We start from the raw sequence: 19,060 nt of genomic DNA, 5'->3' as shown, positions 1-19,060 counted from the left end.
CGTCATTGCGAGGAGCGAAGCGACGAAGCAATCCACGCCGTCGCCGCGGCGGGATTCTGGATTGCTGCGCTCGCAATGACGGAGAACTACAAAGCCGCTCGCTTCTTCTTCGCATTCAGCGCGGACGCGACGCGACTCACCGGCGGCTTGCCCAGCACGCCGCTCATCGCGTTGGTCGCCGCCAGCAGCTTGTCCATATCGACGCCGGTCCTGATGCCCATGCCTTCGAGCATGTAGACGACGTCCTCGGTCGCGACGTTGCCGGTGGCGCCCGGCGCGTAGGGACAGCCGCCGAGGCCGCCGGCCGCTGCGTCGATAACGCGAACGCCTTCCTCCAGACCGGCGTAGAGATTGGCGAGCGCCTGGCCGTAGGTGTCGTGGAAATGCATCGCGAGCCTGGCGGGAGGAATGCCGGCGCTGACTGCGCGCAGCATCTCTTTCGCCTTGCTTGGCGTGCCGACCCCGATGGTGTCGCCGAGCGAGATCTCGTAGCAGCCGAGCTCGAACAGCGTGCCCGCGAGATCGGCGACCGCCTTCGGCTTGATCTCGCCGTCGAAGGGGCAACCCAGCACGCAGGAAATATAGCCGCGCACCTTCACGCCATCGGCCTTGGCGCGCGCCAGCACCGGCTTGAAGCGCTCGATGGACTCCGCGACCGTGCAGTTGATGTTGGCGCGCGAAAATCCTTCCGAGGCCGCCGCAAACACAGAGACCACCTTGGCGCCCGCGGCACGCGCGGCGTCATAGCCCTTCTCGTTCGGCACCAGCACGTGGAATTCTGCGCTCTTGATGTGGCTGACGCCGCGCAGCACGGCATCCGAGCTTGCCATTTGCGGGATCGCCTCGGGCGAGACGAAGGCGCCGACCTCGACCGTACTGAGGCCGGCCCCTACCAACGCCTCGATGAAGGCAATACGGACCTCGACGCCGACGGGCGTCTTCTCGTTCTGGAGCCCGTCGCGCGGCCCCATTTCGATGATGCGGACAGGATCGCTCATCTCACTCTCCCGAAGGCTCGACCACCGCGAGCTCGACGCCCTCCTGGACGATGTCGCCGACCTTGCATTTGATCGACTTCAGCACGCCGGCAAAGGGCGCGCGCAGCGTCTGCTCCATCTTCATCACCTCGAGTGTGAGGATCGGCGCGCCCCTGTCGAGCTTGGCGCCCTCCTCGGCCAGCACGGCGACGACCGTGCCGGGCAAGGGCGCAGCAATCTTGTCCTCGCCGGTCTGCTCCTCAGTCTCGCCGCCGAACGGATCCACCCAGTGCAGGTCGAAGCGACCGTTGCGGGTGCGCAAGTAGAGCTCATGGCCGTCGATCACGGCCGCGACCGACGACTTGACGCCGTCCAGCGTCAAATCGAAGCCGCCGTCCTTCGCCGCAACCGTGAACGCCAGCTCGCGCTCGCCGATCACCAGCGTCGAGGGGCCGCTGCCATAGTTCAGCATGACCTTCTGCTCCGGACCATGGCCGACTCGGAAGGCAAAGCTGCGCTGGCGCCGGCCGACCGGCTGCCAGCCGAAGGTCTGCCAGGGCGAATTCGCCTTCGCATGTGCCGCCTGTTGCTCTTCGTTGATCACAGCCGCCACCGCGGCGCAGAGCTCGAGCTCTCCGGGGGCCGGCGCGGCCTGCGTCAGCACCGCGAGCTCGCGCTCGATGAAGCCGGTGTCGATCGCATTGGCCCGCACCTTCGGATGCGTCATCAGCGCCGACAGGAACGGAATATTGGTGACGATGCCGCGAACGTCGGTCTCTTCCAGCCCGCGATTCAGCCGCTCGATCGCGACATCCCGCGTCGGCGCCCAGGCGATCATCTTGGCGAGCATGGCGTCATAGTACGGCGAGACCGCATCACCTTCGCGATAGCCGGCGTCGACGCGCAGGCCTCCGGTTTCCGCCGGCAACCGCCAGGTCGAGATTTTTCCGACCGACGGCATGAAATTCTTGGTGGGATTCTCCGCATAGACGCGCGCCTCGACGGCATGGCCGTTGAGCCGGATCTCGTCCTGCCTCAGCGGCAGCGCCTCGCCGAAGGCGACGCGCAGCTGCCACTCGACGAGGTCGATCCCGGTGATCAGCTCGGTCACGGGATGCTCGACCTGGAGGCGCGTGTTCATCTCGATGAAGAATACGTCCTTGCCGTCGGAGACGAACTCGATGGTGCCGGCGCCGACATAGTTGACCGCGCCGGCTGCCTTTCGCGCGGCGGCGCAGACCGTCTCGCGCTGCGCCGCATTGAGCGTCGGCGACGGCGCCTCCTCGATCACCTTCTGATGCCGGCGCTGCAGCGTGCATTCGCGCTCGAACAGCGAGAGCAGATTGCCGTGGCTGTCGCCGATCACCTGCACCTCGATATGCCGGGGATTGTCGACATATTTCTCGATCAGCATGCGGTCGTCGCCGAATGCGGCCTTGGCCTCTCGCTTGGCGCTGACGATCGCGGGCTCAAGTTCGGCAGCCGAACGCACGATGCGCATGCCGCGGCCGCCGCCACCGGCGGAGGCCTTCACCAAAATGGGGAAGCCGATCCCCTCGGCGGCCTTCGAAAGCGTTGCCTCGTCCTGGGCTTCGCCGTGATAGCCGGGCACCAGCGGCACGCCGGCCTTCTCCATCAGCGCTTTCGAGCCGGACTTCGAGCCCATCGCCGTCATCATCCCGGCGGTCGGACCGACAAAGACGAGACCCGCATCGAAGCAGGCCCGCGCGAATTCGGCATTCTCCGACAGGAAACCGTAGCCGGGATGCACGGCCTCGGCGCCGGTCTTGCGCGCGGCCTCGATCAGCCGCTCGACATTGAGGTAGCTGTCGCGGGCGCGCGCCGGCCCGAGCAGCATGGCTTCGTCCGCGAGCGCAACATGCATCGTGTCGCGGTCGGCCTCCGAGTAGACCGCGACCGTGCGCAGGCCCATGGCTCGCGCAGTGCGGATGACGCGGCAGGCGATCTCGCCGCGGTTGGCGATCAGGAGCGTGCGAAAACGACGGTAGAGTTTTGAGCGATCCATCGCATCACATCCTGAACAGGCCGAATTTCGTCGGCTCGATCGTCGCATTCGATGCCGCCGAGAGGCCGAGGCCGAGCACGAGGCGCGTGTCGGCAGGGTCGATCACGCCGTCGTCCCACAGACGCGCGGTCGCGTAATACGGATGCCCCTGGCTCTCATATTGCGCGCGGATGGGCTCGCGGAATTTGTCTTCCTCTTCTCTGGACCAGCTGTCGCCCTTGGCCTCGATATTGTCTCGGCGGACCTGGCTCAGCACCATCGAGGCCTGTTCGCCGCCCATCACCGAGATGCGCGCGTTCGGCCACATCCAGAGGAAGCGCGGCGAGTAGGCGCGGCCGCACATGCCGTAATTCCCGGCGCCATAGGAGCCGCCGATCACGACGGTGAACTTCGGCACCGAGGCTGTTGCCACCGCCGTCACCAGCTTGGCGCCGTCGCGCGCGATGCCGCCGGCCTCGTATTTCTTTCCGACCATGAAGCCGGTGATGTTCTGCAGGAACACCAGGGGAATGCCGCGCTGGCAGCACAGCTCGATGAAATGCGCGCCCTTGAGCGAGCTCTCGCTGAACAGGATGCCGTTGTTGGCGATGATGCCGACCGGATAGCCCCAGATATGGGCAAAGCCGCATACCAGGGTCGTGCCGTAGAGCTTCTTGAACTCGTCGAACTCGGAGCCATCCACCACGCGGGCGATGATGTCGCGAACGTCGAACGGCTTGCGGCCATCGACGGGGACGACGCCATAGATTTCCTCCGCCGCAAACAGCGGCTCGCGCGGCGGATGCATGTTCAGATTCGGCCGCGCCGGTGGCTTCAAGGTGCCGACGATGCGCCGCGCGATGCCGATCGCGTGGGCATCGTTCTGGGCGTAATGATCGGTCACGCCCGACTGCCGCGAGTGGACGTCGGCGCCGCCGAGCTCTTCCGCGCTGACGACCTCCCCGGTTGCGGCCTTCACCAGCGGGGGGCCGCCGAGGAAGATGGTGCCTTGATTTCGCACGATGATGCTCTCGTCCGACATCGCCGGGACATAGGCGCCGCCGGCGGTGCAGGAGCCCATCACGATCGCGATCTGCGGAATGCCCTGCGAGGACATCTGGGCCTGATTGTAGAAGATGCGACCGAAATGCCGCTCGTCCGGAAAGATCTCGTCCTGGAGCGGCAGGAAGGCGCCGCCCGAATCGACCATGTAGACGCAGGGAAGATTGTTCTGCCGCGCGATATCCTGCGCACGCAGATGCTTCTTCACGGTCATCGGATAGTAGGTGCCGCCCTTGATGGTGGCGTCGTTGGCGACGATCACGCATTCGCGGCCCGAGATGCGCCCCACCCCCGTGATGACGCTCGCCGAATGCACATCACCGCCATAGAGGCCGTAGGCCGCGAGCGGCGACAGCTCCAGGAACGAAGTCCCGGGATCGACCAGCAGGTCGACTCGCTCACGCGCCAGCATCTTGCCGCGCGCGGTGTGGCGGTTGCGCGAGGCTTCGCCCCCGCCGCCGGCGACCTGGCTCAACTTTTCCCGCAAGTCGGCGACGAGGGCGCGCATGGCCTCGGCATTGCGCGCGAAATCTGACGAAGACGGATCGATGCTGGAATGAAGCGGCATGGTGATTCCGATGAGGTGAACGTTTAAGCGGTCTCGGCCATCAGCTCGCGGCCGATCAGCATGCGGCGGACCTCGGAAGTGCCGGCGCCGATTTCGTAGAGTTTTGCGTCGCGCCAGAGGCGCCCCACAGGGAATTCGCTGGTGTAGCCGACCCCGCCGAGCGCCTGGATCGCCTCACCTGCCATCCACGTCGCTTTCTCTGCGGAATAGAGGATCGCAGCCGCAGCATCCTTGCGTAAGCTGCGGGCGTGGTCGGCGCGGTCGCAGGCGCGCCCCACGGCGTAGACGTAGGCGCGTGTGGCCTGCCAGGTCGAATACATGTCGGCGAGCTTGCCCTGCATCAGCTGGAAATCGCCGATCGGCTGACCGAACTGCTTGCGCTCGTGCATGTAGGGCACCACCGCGTCCATGCAGGCCGCCATGATCCCGAGCGGGCCGCCCGAGAGCACCGCGCGCTCATAGTCCAGGCCGGACATCAACACCTTGACGCCCTCGCCCACCTTGCCCAGCACGTTCTCCTCCGGGACCTCGCACTCGTCGAAGAACAGCGGATAGGTGTTGGAGCCGCGCATGCCGAGCTTGTCGAGATGCTGGCCGTGGGTGAAGCCCTTGAAGCCCTTCTCGATGAGGAAGGCGGTCATGCCGCGCGGCCCGGCCTCCGGATCGGTCTTGGCGTAGACCACCAGCACGTCGGCATCGCCGCCATTGGTGATCCACATCTTGGAGCCGTTGAGCACGTAGCGATCGCCGCGCTTGTCGGCGCGCAGCTTCATCGAGACGACGTCGGAGCCGGCGCCAGGCTCGGACATCGCGAGCGCGCCGACATATTCGCCCGAGATCAGCTTCGGCAGATAGCGCTGCCGCTGCGCGTCGTTGCCGTTGCGGCGGATCTGGTTGACGCAGAGATTGGAATGGGCGCCGTAGGACAGCCCTACGGCAGCCGAGCCGCGCGAAATTTCCTCCATGGCGACGATGTGGGCGAGATAGCCCATGTTGGAGCCGCCATATTGCTCCGGCGCGGTCATGCCGAGGAGGCCAAGGTCGCCAAGGCGCTTCCAGAGGTCTGCGGGAAACAGGTTGGCCTTTTCGATCTCGGCGGCGCGCGGGGTGATCTCGGCCTGCACGAAGGCGCGAAGCGTGTCGCGCAACATGGTGATGTCTTCGCCCAGATCAAAGTCGATGCTCGGGATGTTCAAGGCGATTCCTCCGTATTTTGGGGTCCGAACCTAGCCCGGTCCCGGCCCTCTTGCAGTCGAAAAGGTTGCATTTTCCGCCAAACTTGGCGAGGATTTTCCAAAGGAACTTCCGATGCCCTTTCAAGCCGCCACCGCGATCCCGCGCCGCGCCGTGACCCCCGCCGCCTTCGTCCGCGGCGTGGTTGCCGCCTATGAGCAATACGGCCGCGATCCCGCGGAGGCATTGAGCCGGGGCCAGGTCGCGGCGGACCTCGTCAATTCTCCGGATGGGCGGGTCACAGCCGCCCAGTTCGAGGCGCTGGCCGGTCATGCCATGCGCGAGCTCGACGACGAGGCGCTCGGTTGGTTCTCGCGGCGGCTGCCCTGGGGCACCTATGGCATGCTGTGCCGCGCCTCGATCACGGCGCCGACGCTGGAGGTCGCGCTCAAGCGCTGGTGCCGGCATCACCGTCTGGTCACCGAAGACGTGCTGCTCGATCTCGATGTTGGCGAAGAGACCGCCGTCGTGTCGATCCGTGAATTGCGCGACCTCGGGCCTTGCCGCGAGTTCTGCCTGGTCACCCTGTTCCGCTACGTGCTCGGCTTCTCGTGTTGGGCTGTCGACTCCCGCATCGCGCTTCGCGCGGCCGAATTCCCCTATCCGGAGCCCGGCCACGTCTCGGTCTATCCGACCATCTTCTGCCGGGCCGTCCGCTTCGATGCGGACCGCGCCAGCATCGTCTTCGACAAGCACTATCTGTCTCTGCCGCTCGCGCGCAGCGCGGCCGATCTCGACAGCATGCTCAAGGGCGCTCTCAAGCTGACCGTGCTGCCCTACCGGCGCGACCGGCTGCTGGTCGAGCGCGTGCGTCGCGTGCTCCGCAATGCGCGTGGGCGTCTTCTCGGCGCCGAGGACGTCGCGAGCGAGCTGGCGCTGTCCACCCGCACCATGCACCGGCGCCTGCGCGAGGAGGCAACCTCGCTGCGCGATCTCAAGGAGGAGGCAAAGTTCGAGCTCGCCAAGCAGGAACTGATGCGCGGCCGCACGCCGATCAAGCGCATCGCGGAGATCGCCGGCTTCCGCAACGAGAAGAGCTTTTCGCGCGCCTTCCGCAGCTGGACCGGCGCAAGCCCGCGCGAATTTCGCGGGCGGTATCGGTGAAACGCACGCGAACGCGTGCGTTGCGTCGTCGTCATGAATTGACGGCCTCCGAGATGGATCTCGGAGGCCGTAACGTCTCTAAACCGTCTCGATTGCAGCGTCAGTGCGAGTTGGCCTGGCCGCCCGACCGAAGCTTGCGCGAGTGCGTCTGCTTCGGCTGCAAGGCGAACGCGTCGATCGGGGTCTTGGCGCCTCCGCTCTGCGAGCAGGTGCCGCCGATACCGCCGGCCGCGGCACGGCACGCTTCCATCGTCGGATAGCCGCAGCCATGAGCGGCCTGGGCGCCGTTGGTGATGCAGTATTCTTCCGCCTGAGCCGCGGGTGCGGTCATCATCAGAAACGCAGATGCAAACAGCGTCGCAGCAGATGCGACGAACGTCTTCGAAATCGATGTCATGGTGTCTTTCCTGCTTCAGGATCCCACAAAAGAGTCCTCGGCATGCCAACCATGCCGAGCTTCGCACCCTGCATCTAGGCGGCGCCAGGAAACCGACAATCGCGGCCCGGCGCATTGCAGGACTTCCCAAATCACATGTCACAGTTAAGTTAGTAACTCATGTATTTCGATTCGGATTGCATGAACTTCCGATTGTCCGCACGGGAGTTGCCGGATCCCTATCCCGCCGGCGCGGCGGCTTCCTGCAACGGCAGCGGCACGTCCTTCGCCACGCCGAGCACCGGGAAGCTGCGAACGTTCTTCACATCAGGCATCGCCGCGAAATGCAGGAGCTGCTGGCGCATGCTCTCGACGCTCGGCGCCACGCATTTGAGGAGATAATCGGTGTCGCCCGAAATCCGCCAGCACTGCTGGATGCGCGGGATCGCGCCGATCGAGCTCTCGAACGCCTCCAGCACCGGCTGGGCCTGGCTGCCGAGCTGGATCGAGACGAACGACACCACCTCATAGCCGAGCCGCCGCTCGTCGATGACGGCGCGCACCGCCCGGATCACGCCGCGGCTGAACAGCGACTTCAGCCGCCGCAGGCAGTTGGGCGCGGACACCCCGACACGCTGTGCCAGCTCATTGTTGCGCACCCGCCCGTCCTGCTGCAGCTCGGATAAGATCTTCAGATCGACGCCGTCGAGCTGGTCACGCCCCGCCATACCCGCCTCGCCATGGTTCGTCATGCGAGGCAGCGAAGCACGCGGAGGAATTGATGCCAAGGGTGATGCGAAGGGTGATGCGAAGGGCAGAACCTGGGATGTCGGCCACCGGATGCGAGGCTATAGCGTACGGGCGGGATGCCTCTCCGTCGTCATGGCGGACTCGGCCGGGACGAGCCCGGGCATGACGACGGCATCACGTCGTCTGAAGCCGACGCGGCCGGCCGCCCCTCAATGCGTCCAGGGCTCGCCGCGGCGGAACGAGAAATTGTCGGCATAGGCGACCGGACGGCGGATCGAATCCTGCGGCTCGATCACCTGGTAGGCGATGCCCTTGCGCTCGCAATAGGCGACCGCCTCTTCCTTGCTGTGGAAGCGCAGCGTGATCTGCTGCTTCATGTCGCCGGACGAAGTCCAGCCCATCAGCGGCTCGACCGAGCGCGGCTGTTCCGGCTCGTAATCGAGCTGCCATTCCCTGGTCTTGGACCGGCCGGATTGCATCGCGTTCTTGGCAGGCTTGAAAATGCGTGCGGTCATGGCTGGTCCGGGCCTCTTCGTCTTTTCGTTCGATTTCGATGCGTCACGGTGGCAGTTGGTGGAAATCTCGGGGATAGTATAGAGACACCCCGTGGGAACTGATCGGTGATTCCGGCCTCCCCCGGATGCCTCATCGACGGGTATAGTCATTATGCTGCACCGTGACAATTCCGTACCCGCCTCCCGCGCCGGGATCCCGCCCGGCGGCACCGCCTCGCCGACATCCGCATTTCCGTCCTCTCCGAGAGCTCCCGACGCATGGCCTTCCTGAACGTCAGCGCGACGCTTCCCGAAAAGGGTCGCGACCTCCGGCTCGACCTGTTTCGCGGTGTCGCGAACTGGGCGATCTTCCTCGACCACATCCCCGACAACGTGGTGAACTGGGTCACGACCCGCAACTACGGCTTTTCCGACGCCGCTGATTTGTTCGTCTTCATCTCCGGCTACACGGCGTCCTTCGTCTATGCGCGGATGATGCTGGAGCGCGGCTTCATCGTCGGTGCCACCCGGCTGACCAAGCGGGTCTGGCAGCTCTACGTCGCCCACATCATCCTGTTCGTGATCTACATCGCCTCGATCAGCTATCTGGCGCTGCGCTTCGGCGATTCCGAGATGATCAACGAGTTCAACGTCGCCGGCCTCGTCGACAATGCCACCGAGACGCTGCGCCAGGGCCTGTTCCTGCGCTTCAAGCCGCTCAATCTCGACGTGCTGCCGCTGTACATCGTGCTGATGGGCCTGTTTCCGCCGGTGCTGTGGTTCATGCTGCGCAAACCCGACCTGACGATGGTCCTGTCGATCGCGCTGTGGCTGGCCGCGCGGCATTACGGCCTGAACCTGACCGCCTATCCGGCCGGCCAGTGGTACTTCAACCCCTATTGCTGGCAAGTGCTGTTCGTGTTCGGCGCGTGGTGCGCGATGGGCGGGGCCCGGCGCTCGATGACGCTGATCAATTCGCAGATCACGCTGTGGGTCTGCCTCGGCTATCTCCTGTTCGCGTTGGTCATGACCATGGCCGGCCGCTTCCCCACCTTCGGCGGCATGTTCCCGGAATGGCTGTTCTCGGCCTTCAACCCGAACGACAAGACCAACCTTGCGCCGTACCGCTTCCTCCATTTCGTCGTGATCGTAATCCTGGTGATCCGCTTCGTGCCGAAGGAGTGGCCGGGCCTGGAGTGGAGGGTGTTCGATCCCTTGATCGTCTGCGGCCAGCAGTCGCTCGCCGTTTTCTGCGTCGGCGTGTTCCTGTCCTTCGTCGGCCATTTCGAGCTGTCGATGAGCTCGGGCTCGCTGCTCGCGCAGATTTTCGTCAGCATCGCCGGCATCGCGATCATGACGACGGTGGCCTATTACATCTCGTGGTCGAAGAAGCAGGACAAGCCGCTGAAGCCGCCCCCGCCCAAACCGGCGGCGGCCGCGGTCTGAGCCGGCCAAGCCCCTCCGAACGCGCCATCCGGCTGCCCCGCTTTTTGAGCCGGGATCGGATTGACATGAGTCAACAGAGGCGGCGCCGGCACGCATAGTGTCGCCGCGATATGCGCCGCCGCACAGACGTGGCGGCCTCCTCTGGTACAAGGCCCAAAAACATGCCCTCTCATTTCCACGCCGTGGTATGGATCGATCATTCGCAGGCCAGGATCTTCCATCTCGGCCTGAACGGCTCCGACGAAATCACGCTGCATCCGCAACTGGCGACACGTCATCTTCATCACAAGGCCAATACGATCGGCAGCGGCCATGCCGCCCCCGACAAGGCAGTCTACATCGAGGTGACCAAAGCCGTCGCCGACGCCGGTGAGATCCTCATCATCGGTCCGGCGAGCGCGAAGACCGAGCTTGCCGGCCACATTCACGCGAGCGCCCCCGATCTGGCCAAGCGGATTGTCGCGGTGGAAGCGGCCGATCATCCCTCGGATGCCGAGATCGTCGCCTACGCAAAGCGTCACTTCAAGCTGCCGCTACCGCGCGTGCAGGCACCGGGATCGGCCGCGGGCGAGCGGCACTTGGGCTAGGACCGTACGGCCTCAACGACAATCTGGGGCGCGATGACGGTTCATCCCAATTCTCATCGCGCTCAGGCCGCCTCTCCGCCGTCGAACTCGGTGAATTTCCTGTAGATCCAGTCGCGGCCGTCGTGGCGGCGCCAGACCTTGCCGACCACGAACTGGCCGTTGATGGAGCGGCGCGGCACGATCACGGTCCAGAGGTGCCAGATCTCGGTCCAGTTCGACTGCGGACCGACGGTCTTGAGGTTGCGATCGAAAGACATGGCGCAGAACTCGCTGGAGCAGAATTCAACTGACACGCGCGCCGCGACGAACCGTGCTGGGTGACGAACCGCGCTCTGTGTCGCACAGATTGAAGGCAGCCCATCGCGAGCCGGGACCGACCTGATAGCAGCCACCCAAACGACCGCAACAACCGCTCGCCTTTAACCTAACCGATCAACCTTACTTGGATGAATCGGCGCGATCCGATCGGTTGAAAGCCAGCGCCGACTTTTCTAGAATGCATGTGATTTGAGAACGAGCGCGCTGTTTCTGCGCACGGTGATTTTTGAACTGGCGTCGAACTTTGCAAGCAATCTGACGTTTGGAACTATTGGATTGCGGGGAACAACAATCATGAAATTGCAAGGTGCACGGCTGCGCCTCGCGCTGCGAATGACGCCGCCTGCGGCGGTCGTGAGGACGCCGTCACAAGAGCCGCCGCAAGCCGCCAACGACAACCAGGCGGCCTGGTCGTTGGTCCCGTTTCCGCCCGGCTGGTACGCATCGAACTGATCGGCACGGCCAGCAAAGCGCAACGCCGCGCAAGCGGAATATCATCGCTTGGCGGCGTCCGTTTAGATATTGGGCGCTGAAATCCCCAACACAGATATGTCCGTGGCGACGCCGAAAGGTTCGATGAGGCTTTGCGGATGGCCGCGCGAAGCGGGCGGATCGGTTGGATGCTGTTCTGAGGCAGCGCCACATGACATTCAACCTCGGGACTGGTCGGGGCAGCTGGATTCGAACCAACGACCTGCAGTACCCAAAACTGCCGCGCTACCAGGCTGCGCTATACCCCGAATGTCCGGCGAGCCCCGTCGATACACGCTTCCCAAGGCGCCAGCAAGCCTTCCACAAGCCGCCAGCAAGCTTCCAGAAGCCGCCAGCAAGGCCGGCAATCGCACCGTCCGCCCTATTTGCTGCCGAACAGGGGGTGGCCGACGCGGTCGCCGGGGCGGATGCCGTACTTCTGCGCCGTTCCCGCCACCACTTCCAGCACGGCCCGGGCCGGCCCCCGGGACGAGATGATCTTGGTCGACAGCGGCTCGGTGTTTTCGGCGATGCGCAGAATGCGGCCGTCCGCGCGGATGAAGATCATGTCGAGCGAGACATAAGTGTTCTTCATCCACATCGACACTTCCTGCTCGGGATTGAAGTCGAACAGCATGCCTTTGCCGTCTGCCAGTTCCTTGCGATACATCAGTCCGGTCTGCTTCTCCTCCTCGGTCGTTGCCATCTCCACCGAGAACACCTGCACACCATTCTTGGTGACGATCTCGAGCGGCTGAAAGCTGGCGGCGCCGGCGGGCGGGCTGGCGACGGCACAGCCGATGATGACGAGGATGGCGGCAAGCCAGCCCTTTGCAACGGACCAAACGGCCTTTCGATCAAAATTCATGGGGCTCTCGAGGCGCGGGAACTGGGCCAGTCCTTACGCGGCGGCCGTCGGAAAAGAAAGAGGCGCGCCGGCCAGCCGGCACGCCTCAGCTGCTCACGATTGCGGGAATTGGTGTCCTCATAGCGTTTTCCAGCGAAGTGGATACCGGTTCGCGTGAAGAAAACGCGTCAAAACAAGAATCTAGAGCTTCGGTTCAATCAGAACCGAAGCTCTAGTGCGACTGCAGCCCCGGAGATCCGGTCTCGGGATGGATCTCGGCAGCCATCATACCCTTGGAGCCAGGCCCGAAGCGGACCAGGACATACTGGCCGGGCCTGAGTTCGGTCATGCCGAAGCGGCGGAGCGTCTCCATGTGCACGAAAATGTCGGGCGTGCCCTCGCCGCAGGTCAGGAAGCCGAAGCCACGCAGCCGGTTGAACCATTTGACCTGGGCCCGTTCCAGCCCGCTGGTCGGGGTGACCGTGACGTGGGTGCGCGGCGGCAGCATCTGCGCCGGATGGATCGCGGTCGACTCGTCCATCGAGACCACGCGGAAGGCCTGGTAACCCTTGGCGCGCTGAATGCATTCGACGACGATGCGGGCGCCTTCATAAGCCGTCTGGAAGCCGTCGCGCCGAAGCACGGTCACGTGCAGAAGGACGTCCGGCCAGCCATTGTCGGGAACGATGAAGCCATAACCTTTGGAGGCGTCGAACCATTTGATGACGCCATGGACCTCGACGAGATTGGCGCTGGTCTCACCAAGCCCGCTGAAGGGACTGAGCGCGCTATCGCGGCCGGCACCACCATGTTCGCCCGGCGTCATTCGCCCGGGCGATACTCCCTGCCCGGGAACTCCGAGCTTCTTGGACTCAAATCCGTCCGACGACCCCATAACCCCGGACCCCACACTGCCATGCAACCCGCCACATTGGCGGCGCTCGAATCACGCGTCCCTAGAGAATCTTCTCAACTCGACGCGACGCGAATCTTTCGACTCAAAAGATAACACTCCCGGTTGCGAGGCATAGACAAAAAAGAGATTCGCCGGAACCTATGAACAGCTTGCACAGCCGCGAATCAAATTGATGCCTCAATTGCCGACAAAGGGCCCGAGCGTCTCGCCGATGTCGTGGTGGATGACGAGATCGGCGATGTCGTCCTGCTCGGTCGGCTCGCGGTTGATGATCACCAGACGTGCACCGGCGCGCTTGGCCATCATCGGAAAGCCCGCGGCCGGCCAGACCACGAGCGAGGAACCGATCGCGATGAACAGATCGCAGGCTTGTGATAGCGCGGTCGCACGCTGCATTTCGTCGTCCGGCATCATCTGGCCGAAGGAGATCGTGGCGGTCTTCACCGGCTCGTCGCACGCGGTGCAGTTGGGTGCCGTGCCATCGTCGTCGAAGCGGCGCCTCACCCAGTCGAGCGGATAGGCCAGCCCACACCCGATGCATCGCGCATAAGTGGTATTTCCGTGAAGCTCAACCACGTGCTCGCTGGCGAAGCCCGAGGCCTGGTGCAGATTGTCGATGTTCTGGGTGATGACGGCGGGAACCTTGCCGGCGCGGTAGAGCGAGGCCAGCGCGCGATGGCCCCGGCCGGGCTTCGCCGCGGCAAAGACCTCCTCCATCGCGAAGCGGCGGCGCCAGGATTCGTTGCGCGCTTCCCGACTCGCGACGAATTCGTCGAATGGGATCGGACGGTAACGCGTCCAAATTCCGCCCGGCGAGCGGAAGTCGGGAATGCCGCATTCGGTCGAGATGCCGGCGCCGGTGAACGGCACGATGGCCCTGGCCTCGGCGATCATGTCGCCGAGGCGCTCGACGCCGCTCTGGATATCCGATGCGATCAATCGCGCCTCCACGAGTCGCTTTGCCTGACAGCAACACGTGCAAGCGACAAGATCATTGACGTTCTTATCAAGCGCGAACGCAATGCACCCGGCAATTTTTTCCAAACCTTCGCATATCACATTCCTGCAATGCCTCCTCCCCATTGACGCCCTATTCAGGAGCGCCAATGGATGTGTTGACGCGACTCAACGTGATTGCGGCGGCAGCGCTTGAGTTCAGATGTGCACATACTCAGGTGTAGAGGGGATTTGACATGACCGAAGACGAAGAACGCAAGGCTCGTGAGCGCGATGAGATCGCCGCCCGTGTCGCCGCCTTCCGTGCCACGCAAGAAAAATTCAAGCGCGAGCGCGAAGAATACTTCGTGTCGACGCTGGAGAATGCCCGCAAGGTCGAGCGGCCATCGCTGTGGCCGTAGGCACCGTCGCGCAGGAAAACGCGAAGACGAGCGAATGAAAAAAGCCCGGAGCAACGCTCCGGGCTTTTTCGCTATCGGCTGTTACCAATGGCGCCAGTGGTGATGGCGGTAGTACGGCCTGCCGTAATAGGCGTAGGGACCCGGTCCGTAATAATAGCCCGGGCCGCCATAGTAGGCGTAGCCGGGACCGTAATAGCCATATGGGTGGGAGGCTGCGACCGCACCCGCCGTGATCGCGCCGGCGGCAAGGCCGAATGCGAGGCCCGGGCCGATGCCGCGGCCACGCGCCTCGGCCGGCGCAGGGGCGGCGACCGCGGTCACGCCGACGGCCGCGATGGTAGCCAGAACTGCCAGTGTCTTCTTCATGCTCTTCTCCTTCGCGTCTCGCGGGGACAACCGCGGGCGCCTGCGATGGTTGCGCACCATGGGGAACCGACCGCAGTGAAAATTGTCGGTGCAGCGGGAACGAAATCACCGGACACGGATTGACGTTCCGAGTGCGGGAGCCTCCGCCATCCGGGTTGAGGCAACGGCACGAAGACCCCGTCAGCATCTCCGCGATGCTGGCGGGGTTTTTCGGTTTCACGGGAGCAACTGGCAGCAGACCACAATTGTTGCCAGCGGGGCAGACGATCGAGGAGGAAAGTTTGCCGTTATTCGCTTTGCTGGCCCGTATCCGCAGGTTGGTTCCCAGATCCGACGATCAGCACTACGACGAAATCGTCCGCAGCTTCGGTGTCGGCACGCTGCACCCGCCGCCAACGCCGATGAGCGACCGCGAACTGGCGCGGGCGATCGCCGAGTTCCTGAAGGAGCAGCCGTCGAGCGAGTCCGTCGCGACCCTCGGCCGCCGGCTCGACCCCTCCTCTCCGGTATGAGTCCTTTTTATGAGAGCATGGAACCCGGATTGCGCGCGGACGTTGAGTCGCTTCCCGCGCTGAACGGAAGAAAAAGAGGCCCGACATGCCCGCGTGGCTCGAAGTCTTGCTCAACCTGTCCGGCTATGCCGGCTTCGTGGCGCTCGCCTCGCGCGGCGCCGCCGGCCCGCAGGCAACGGCCGACGATCGCAGCTACGGCGACGAGCGCTAGTTGGCGCGCGCCGCCTGGCCCGCCGCCGTGCGCACCAGCCGGTCGGCCTTGACCGCAACGCGCGTGTCTTGGGCCTGCGGCCGTAGCGAGAAGCTGATCGCCACGAAAGCGATGCAGAACAGCGTGCCGACGATGGCGACGCGCCGGTAGGTGTGCCGGTCGCCTTGGTAAAAGGGCGGCTCTGAAAAAGGTGTCATGACAAAATTGCTTCTTGGCAAAGTCGTTTCTTGCTTGTCTTTGCCGGACACCTACTCCAACCCGTAGCAAGCGCAACGCGATTGGGCTTTTAACCTAACCGGATAGGGTTATCGGCGTCCATGCAAGCTGTCGTTAGGCAAAGCAGATGCGGACACCTCTGTCGTCCGGACAGGTGAAAGACGCATTTGTTCTGGCTACGACACCATTTCGTTCTCGAAGAACGAATCGGAATCGCAGAAATCGGCGCGGAGCAGTTCTTAACAAACACTTTGCGGCCTCCATCGGAAACCAGCGCGCATCCATGCCGCTCCCCTCGCCTCACTCCATACGGAGGAGACATGAACGGGACTGTGCGAGACATCACGCCGTCTCGTTCCGATGGGCGCGGCCGCATCGCCGCCGGCAGGCGCAACTTGTTCTGCATCCGACTCCATTTCGTTCTCGAAGAACGAATCGGAGTCGCGAGCGTCAGCGTGGAGCGTTTCCTAACGATCCGTGAAAGCGCACGCCGACGCGTCTTCGGCGGCGGGACTCATTTCGGCAAGCTCATCGTCCCCAAGCTCTTCGGCGACAGATCAGCGCAAACCGCCGGAACGAGATCGCGCTTGCGCGTTGCCGCGTGTCGTCGACGCGGATCACGCCGCCCGCTTCGCCTTGTCCCTTGAGAAGCATTCGAGGATCTGGATCCGGAGCTCTTCCGCGGCAGGACCCTCGAGCTTCCTGAGCTCGTTCCAGAGCCTGATCACCTCGCGCTGTTTTTCGACGGTCATGAGTCACCTCCAAATGATCCACCAAGGCGACCGCACTAGAACAAAATAAGAACAAAATGTCCAGCCCTTCAGACGGATTTTTGCAGGGGATTTCGCATTGAACCTTTTCGGCGCGCAAAGGACCCATGGAAGCTGGGGATTTCAGCGCCCAGTCACACGGCAGCGCCGCCTGACGAACATACTCCGTCACCGCGGCGCTGTTGCTTCTTGGAATTTCAACCTTAAGTTACAGCTGCGGCTGACGGCCAGGCGCTGAAATCCCAACGCCGTCAGCCAGAAGAGCCTCGCGCGAAAGCGCGGGGTTTTTTCTTTTCGAAGCCGGCAATTCGAGGGGCGCTCAGATCGGACGCTACCGGAGCGAGACCCCGCGCTTGCGCATTGAGCGGCCGAAATCCGGCGAGCCGGCAATCGCGCGGCTCAGCCATTCGGCCGCGGAAGCCTGCATCGCGAGCTTCGTCATCGAGTAGCCCGATGATCTGTGAATTTCGTGAGAACGAATTCCGCTTGGTCTTCGGTCCGCCCGACTTGCGGGCGACCGCAGGGCGCGCCCGGACGGAGCGAACGACGCTCGCTGTGTTTGTCTCGATCGTCGTGGTGATGCTCGGCATCGCCATCGCCGAGCGCCACCTTGTCTTCAGCCATTGCTCATTGCGCCGTCTCGCGGAAGAGGCCGCAGCAAGGACTTCGCCGCCGCCTCAGACGGCGTCCTTGGCCACCTTCAGCGGCGAGGCTTTGACCGATTTGCTCGCGGGCTTCGCCGCAAACTGCATCGGCTCCTTGGTGAAGGGATTGACGCCCATGCGGGCTTCGGTCGCCGGCTTGTTCACGACCGACATCTTCACGAAGCCGGGAATGACGAACTCGCCGGACTCGTTGAGCTCCTTGTAGCCGACCGTTGCCATGTATTCGATCACCGACTTCACGTCGTTCTTCGAAAGCTGCGTGCCCTCGGCAATTGCGTCGATCAATTGGGCCTTCGTCATCTTCGCCATGTCTGAATTCCTTTGAATGGGGGCGCGCGAGCAATTCCCGAAGAGGACGCGGCCGGACCGCGGGGACGCGCTGCTGATTCATGCCAGAAGTCATGAAGTGACCGGGCTTAGAACCCATCGAGCCCGAAAACGCAAGCTCGGGTTCTCAGAGACTCCCTGTCTCCTGTGAACGATGCCGCCCCACATTCCACTTTCTTCTGAACCATTCGGAGGCTGGCGGGTCTCATGATCGAAGTCGAAGTCCTCCGGCTTCGCCCACCAGAGAGACCGCTTCTCCACGGGCGGCGTTTTCGCTGTTCGAGACTCTCGTAAACCCGCTCGCCGTGTCACCTCCCCGTGAAACCTGTGGCTCGGCCGGCGCTGTTGACACTTCAGTAACCTAACGCGGCCAAGCTCCAATCGGGTTCGTTGCGTTGGAGTATCCTCACAGTGCTGGATTTTAACGAGCTGCGTGAACTCGCGGCTGATGTTCGTATTTTTGTCGACGTCGCCGAAGACAAGGCCGAAGCGCTCAGAGCCGTCATCGCGGCTTACGACGTGGTGCTGGCGATCTTCCCCACTGAAGAAGGCATGGGCCTCCACGTCATCAAGGGCGGCGAGATCCTGGACGGGATTGCGAGATCGCGGACACATGCGATGTACAGCCACACGGCGATCGCGGTTCCCGACCTCGCACATGCAGAAGCGCTCAAGTTCCTGACGGTCCCTGTCAACCGGCGGATTGCAGCCTAGAAGCATGACGCGGAAAACCGTGAAGCGGTTTTCCCTCGCGACAACACCGAACGCGTTTGCGCGGAGCTCATGCTCGAACAGAACTCAACCCGCTCGGGGCGGCTGCTTTTCAACCGAACGACGGATTTGTCATCGCCTGGCGCGACGTACATCCGGTTCGCCGTCCGCGTTCACCGAGCCACGAGCAGAGAACGTCTTTCCGACATTTCCGCTTCAATGATCCAGCAGAAAGGCCGCGAAGCCGATCACGATGCAGGAGAGACCGACGAAGGCGGTGGTGAGTTCGACAGCGTTCTCCAGGCGGAGCAACCTGACGATCGCGTCCCATGCGACGCCGAGGAGCGTTTCCACGATCGCGCTGAGCAGGCCCCGAAGCATGACGATTGGTCACAGCCGATCTCGCCGAGGTTCATCCGCCGCCATTCTCAGCCGCCCAGCGAGGTGCATTCTCTTTTGAACCTTCTTGCGGCTCGCGCGTCTTACAGTTGAAGCGTCCCCAAGCTTCACCCCGACAGAGAATCCCGCTTCCCCCAGGCGGGGTTTTCGCTTTTGGCGCTGCATCAGCTCGCCCGGAATTTCAAGCCTCTCTTTGCCGTTGACCCGGTTCCCCCGCCGAAGCACCCTCTCGGGATGGCAGGGTTTTGAGGAGGTCTTATGCCGAGAACCCTTGTGGAATTCAGAGCGCAGAACCTTCGTTTGCTTGAACGGCTTTGTCCGGACGATCGGCGATACATCCAGGCCTGGTTGAAGCAATTCGATGAGCAGAA

At 63.6% G+C, this 19,060-nt stretch carries 25 protein-coding genes and 1 tRNA gene; 8 read left to right on the top strand and 18 right to left on the bottom strand.

The window, feature by feature from the left end; all coding sequences use genetic code 11:
* Positions 1-86: 86 nt before the first annotated feature.
* From IC50_RS32245 to IC50_RS32230, 4 genes are read right to left on the bottom strand one after another with little or no spacing between them, the layout of a single operon-like run.
* A complete protein-coding gene (locus IC50_RS32245) occupies positions 87-998 on the bottom strand; it encodes a hydroxymethylglutaryl-CoA lyase (RefSeq protein WP_035714914.1) in 912 nt (303 codons plus the stop codon).
* A gap of 1 nt (position 999) precedes the next feature.
* Positions 1,000-3,003 carry an acetyl/propionyl/methylcrotonyl-CoA carboxylase subunit alpha gene (locus tag IC50_RS32240; protein WP_035714910.1) on the bottom strand — a complete coding sequence of 668 codons (2,004 nt, stop codon included), beginning with the start codon at positions 3,001-3,003 and terminating at the stop codon, positions 1,000-1,002.
* Positions 3,004-3,007: 4 nt separating this feature from the next.
* Positions 3,008-4,612 carry a carboxyl transferase domain-containing protein gene (locus tag IC50_RS32235; RefSeq protein ID WP_035714905.1) on the bottom strand — a complete coding sequence of 535 codons (1,605 nt, stop codon included), beginning with the start codon at positions 4,610-4,612 and terminating at the stop codon, positions 3,008-3,010.
* 23 nt (positions 4,613-4,635) lie between these two features.
* Positions 4,636-5,808 carry an isovaleryl-CoA dehydrogenase gene (locus IC50_RS32230; protein WP_035714901.1) on the bottom strand — a complete coding sequence of 391 codons (1,173 nt, stop codon included), beginning with the start codon at positions 5,806-5,808 and terminating at the stop codon, positions 4,636-4,638.
* 112 nt (positions 5,809-5,920) lie between these two features.
* Here IC50_RS32230 and IC50_RS32225 point away from each other — a divergent pair, with 112 nt between their 5' ends.
* A complete protein-coding gene (locus IC50_RS32225; protein ID WP_035714897.1) occupies positions 5,921-6,949 on the top strand; it encodes an AraC family transcriptional regulator in 1,029 nt (342 codons plus the stop codon).
* Between the two features lie 100 nt (positions 6,950-7,049).
* Here the strand turns inward: IC50_RS32225 and IC50_RS32220 are convergent, their stop codons facing one another.
* From IC50_RS32220 to IC50_RS32210, 3 genes are all read right to left on the bottom strand, one after another.
* The gene (locus IC50_RS32220; protein WP_035714894.1) at positions 7,050-7,346 is read right to left on the bottom strand and encodes a DUF3551 domain-containing protein; all 297 of its coding nucleotides are present in this window, start codon (positions 7,344-7,346) and stop codon (positions 7,050-7,052) included.
* Positions 7,347-7,564: 218 nt separating this feature from the next.
* Positions 7,565-8,053: an Lrp/AsnC family transcriptional regulator gene (locus IC50_RS32215; RefSeq protein ID WP_035714993.1), complete on the bottom strand. Its 489-nt coding sequence runs from the start codon at positions 8,051-8,053 to the stop codon at positions 7,565-7,567.
* Positions 8,054-8,284: 231 nt separating this feature from the next.
* Complete coding sequence (locus IC50_RS32210; protein ID WP_008130348.1) at positions 8,285-8,590, bottom strand: ETC complex I subunit; 306 nt, start codon at positions 8,588-8,590, stop codon at positions 8,285-8,287.
* A 258-nt stretch (positions 8,591-8,848) separates the two neighbouring features.
* On the opposite strand from IC50_RS32210, the gene IC50_RS32205 reads away from it, so the two are divergent.
* The gene (locus IC50_RS32205; RefSeq protein WP_035714891.1) at positions 8,849-10,015 is read left to right on the top strand and encodes an OpgC domain-containing protein; all 1,167 of its coding nucleotides are present in this window, start codon (positions 8,849-8,851) and stop codon (positions 10,013-10,015) included.
* Between the two features lie 161 nt (positions 10,016-10,176).
* Positions 10,177-10,602, top strand: coding sequence for a hypothetical protein (locus tag IC50_RS32200; RefSeq protein WP_035714887.1), 426 nt, complete (start codon positions 10,177-10,179; stop codon positions 10,600-10,602).
* 62 nt (positions 10,603-10,664) lie between these two features.
* On the opposite strand, the gene IC50_RS32195 is transcribed toward IC50_RS32200, so the two are convergent.
* Entirely contained in the window at positions 10,665-10,859 is a 195-nt protein-coding gene (locus IC50_RS32195; RefSeq protein WP_035714883.1) for a hypothetical protein, read from the bottom strand.
* A gap of 355 nt (positions 10,860-11,214) precedes the next feature.
* Here IC50_RS32195 and IC50_RS42665 point away from each other — a divergent pair, with 355 nt between their 5' ends.
* Positions 11,215-11,373 (top strand): hypothetical protein, encoded by a 159-nt coding sequence (locus IC50_RS42665; RefSeq protein ID WP_193374176.1) that lies wholly within the window; start codon positions 11,215-11,217, stop codon positions 11,371-11,373.
* 210 nt (positions 11,374-11,583) lie between these two features.
* On the opposite strand, the gene IC50_RS32190 is transcribed toward IC50_RS42665, so the two are convergent.
* The 4 genes from IC50_RS32190 to IC50_RS32175 form a co-directional block, all read right to left on the bottom strand.
* Positions 11,584-11,660: transfer RNA gene (locus tag IC50_RS32190), tRNA-Pro, on the bottom strand.
* Between the two features lie 113 nt (positions 11,661-11,773).
* Complete coding sequence (locus IC50_RS32185) at positions 11,774-12,259, bottom strand: DUF192 domain-containing protein (protein ID WP_035714880.1); 486 nt, start codon at positions 12,257-12,259, stop codon at positions 11,774-11,776.
* A gap of 211 nt (positions 12,260-12,470) precedes the next feature.
* Positions 12,471-13,133, bottom strand: a complete 663-nt coding sequence (locus tag IC50_RS32180; RefSeq protein WP_035714876.1) for a cold-shock protein — start codon at positions 13,131-13,133, stop codon at positions 12,471-12,473.
* A gap of 198 nt (positions 13,134-13,331) precedes the next feature.
* On the bottom strand, positions 13,332-14,093 hold the full coding sequence (locus IC50_RS32175) for an SIR2 family NAD-dependent protein deacylase (protein ID WP_035714989.1): 762 nt from the start codon (positions 14,091-14,093) through the stop codon (positions 13,332-13,334).
* 254 nt (positions 14,094-14,347) lie between these two features.
* On the opposite strand from IC50_RS32175, the gene IC50_RS42660 reads away from it, so the two are divergent.
* Positions 14,348-14,512: a hypothetical protein gene (locus tag IC50_RS42660; protein WP_162832225.1), complete on the top strand. Its 165-nt coding sequence runs from the start codon at positions 14,348-14,350 to the stop codon at positions 14,510-14,512.
* Between the two features lie 81 nt (positions 14,513-14,593).
* Here the strand turns inward: IC50_RS42660 and IC50_RS32170 are convergent, their stop codons facing one another.
* Positions 14,594-14,878: a hypothetical protein gene (locus IC50_RS32170; protein WP_035714986.1), complete on the bottom strand. Its 285-nt coding sequence runs from the start codon at positions 14,876-14,878 to the stop codon at positions 14,594-14,596.
* Between the two features lie 194 nt (positions 14,879-15,072).
* Here IC50_RS32170 and IC50_RS32165 point away from each other — a divergent pair, with 194 nt between their 5' ends.
* Together IC50_RS32165 and IC50_RS43800 are read left to right on the top strand one after the other, a co-directional pair.
* Entirely contained in the window at positions 15,073-15,390 is a 318-nt protein-coding gene (locus IC50_RS32165; protein WP_244429692.1) for a hypothetical protein, read from the top strand.
* 85 nt (positions 15,391-15,475) lie between these two features.
* Positions 15,476-15,601 (top strand): hypothetical protein, encoded by a 126-nt coding sequence (locus IC50_RS43800; protein WP_157461147.1) that lies wholly within the window; start codon positions 15,476-15,478, stop codon positions 15,599-15,601.
* Here IC50_RS43800 and IC50_RS32160 read toward each other — a convergent pair.
* The 3 genes from IC50_RS32160 to IC50_RS32155 all read right to left on the bottom strand — a co-directional run bounded on the left by IC50_RS32160 (position 15,598) and on the right by IC50_RS32155 (position 17,561).
* A complete protein-coding gene (locus tag IC50_RS32160; RefSeq protein ID WP_035714873.1) occupies positions 15,598-15,798 on the bottom strand; it encodes a hypothetical protein in 201 nt (66 codons plus the stop codon). The genes IC50_RS43800 and IC50_RS32160 overlap by 4 nt on opposite strands.
* A 636-nt stretch (positions 15,799-16,434) precedes the next feature.
* The gene (locus IC50_RS43795; RefSeq protein WP_271519747.1) at positions 16,435-16,569 is read right to left on the bottom strand and encodes a hypothetical protein; all 135 of its coding nucleotides are present in this window, start codon (positions 16,567-16,569) and stop codon (positions 16,435-16,437) included.
* Between the two features lie 695 nt (positions 16,570-17,264).
* Positions 17,265-17,561 (bottom strand): HU family DNA-binding protein, encoded by a 297-nt coding sequence (locus IC50_RS32155; protein ID WP_035714869.1) that lies wholly within the window; start codon positions 17,559-17,561, stop codon positions 17,265-17,267.
* 429 nt (positions 17,562-17,990) lie between these two features.
* Between IC50_RS32155 and IC50_RS32150 the strand changes: the two genes are divergently transcribed.
* The gene (locus IC50_RS32150) at positions 17,991-18,293 is read left to right on the top strand and encodes a hypothetical protein (RefSeq protein WP_035714865.1); all 303 of its coding nucleotides are present in this window, start codon (positions 17,991-17,993) and stop codon (positions 18,291-18,293) included.
* Between the two features lie 213 nt (positions 18,294-18,506).
* Here the strand turns inward: IC50_RS32150 and IC50_RS41640 are convergent, their stop codons facing one another.
* Both IC50_RS41640 and IC50_RS42840 read right to left on the bottom strand, forming a co-directional pair.
* Positions 18,507-18,671, bottom strand: a complete 165-nt coding sequence (locus tag IC50_RS41640) for a hypothetical protein (RefSeq protein WP_157461145.1) — start codon at positions 18,669-18,671, stop codon at positions 18,507-18,509.
* A 9-nt stretch (positions 18,672-18,680) separates the two neighbouring features.
* Positions 18,681-19,060 (bottom strand): hypothetical protein (locus tag IC50_RS42840; protein ID WP_035714862.1); only part of this gene is annotated, 380 nt, incomplete at its 5' end.

This window comes from Bradyrhizobium genomosp. I (2014) (assembly GCF_000261685.1).
Taxonomy (GTDB): Bacteria; Pseudomonadota; Alphaproteobacteria; order Rhizobiales; family Xanthobacteraceae; genus Bradyrhizobium.
Note: the sequence above shows the minus strand (reverse complement) of the source record. Positions and strands in the feature narration are given on the sequence as shown.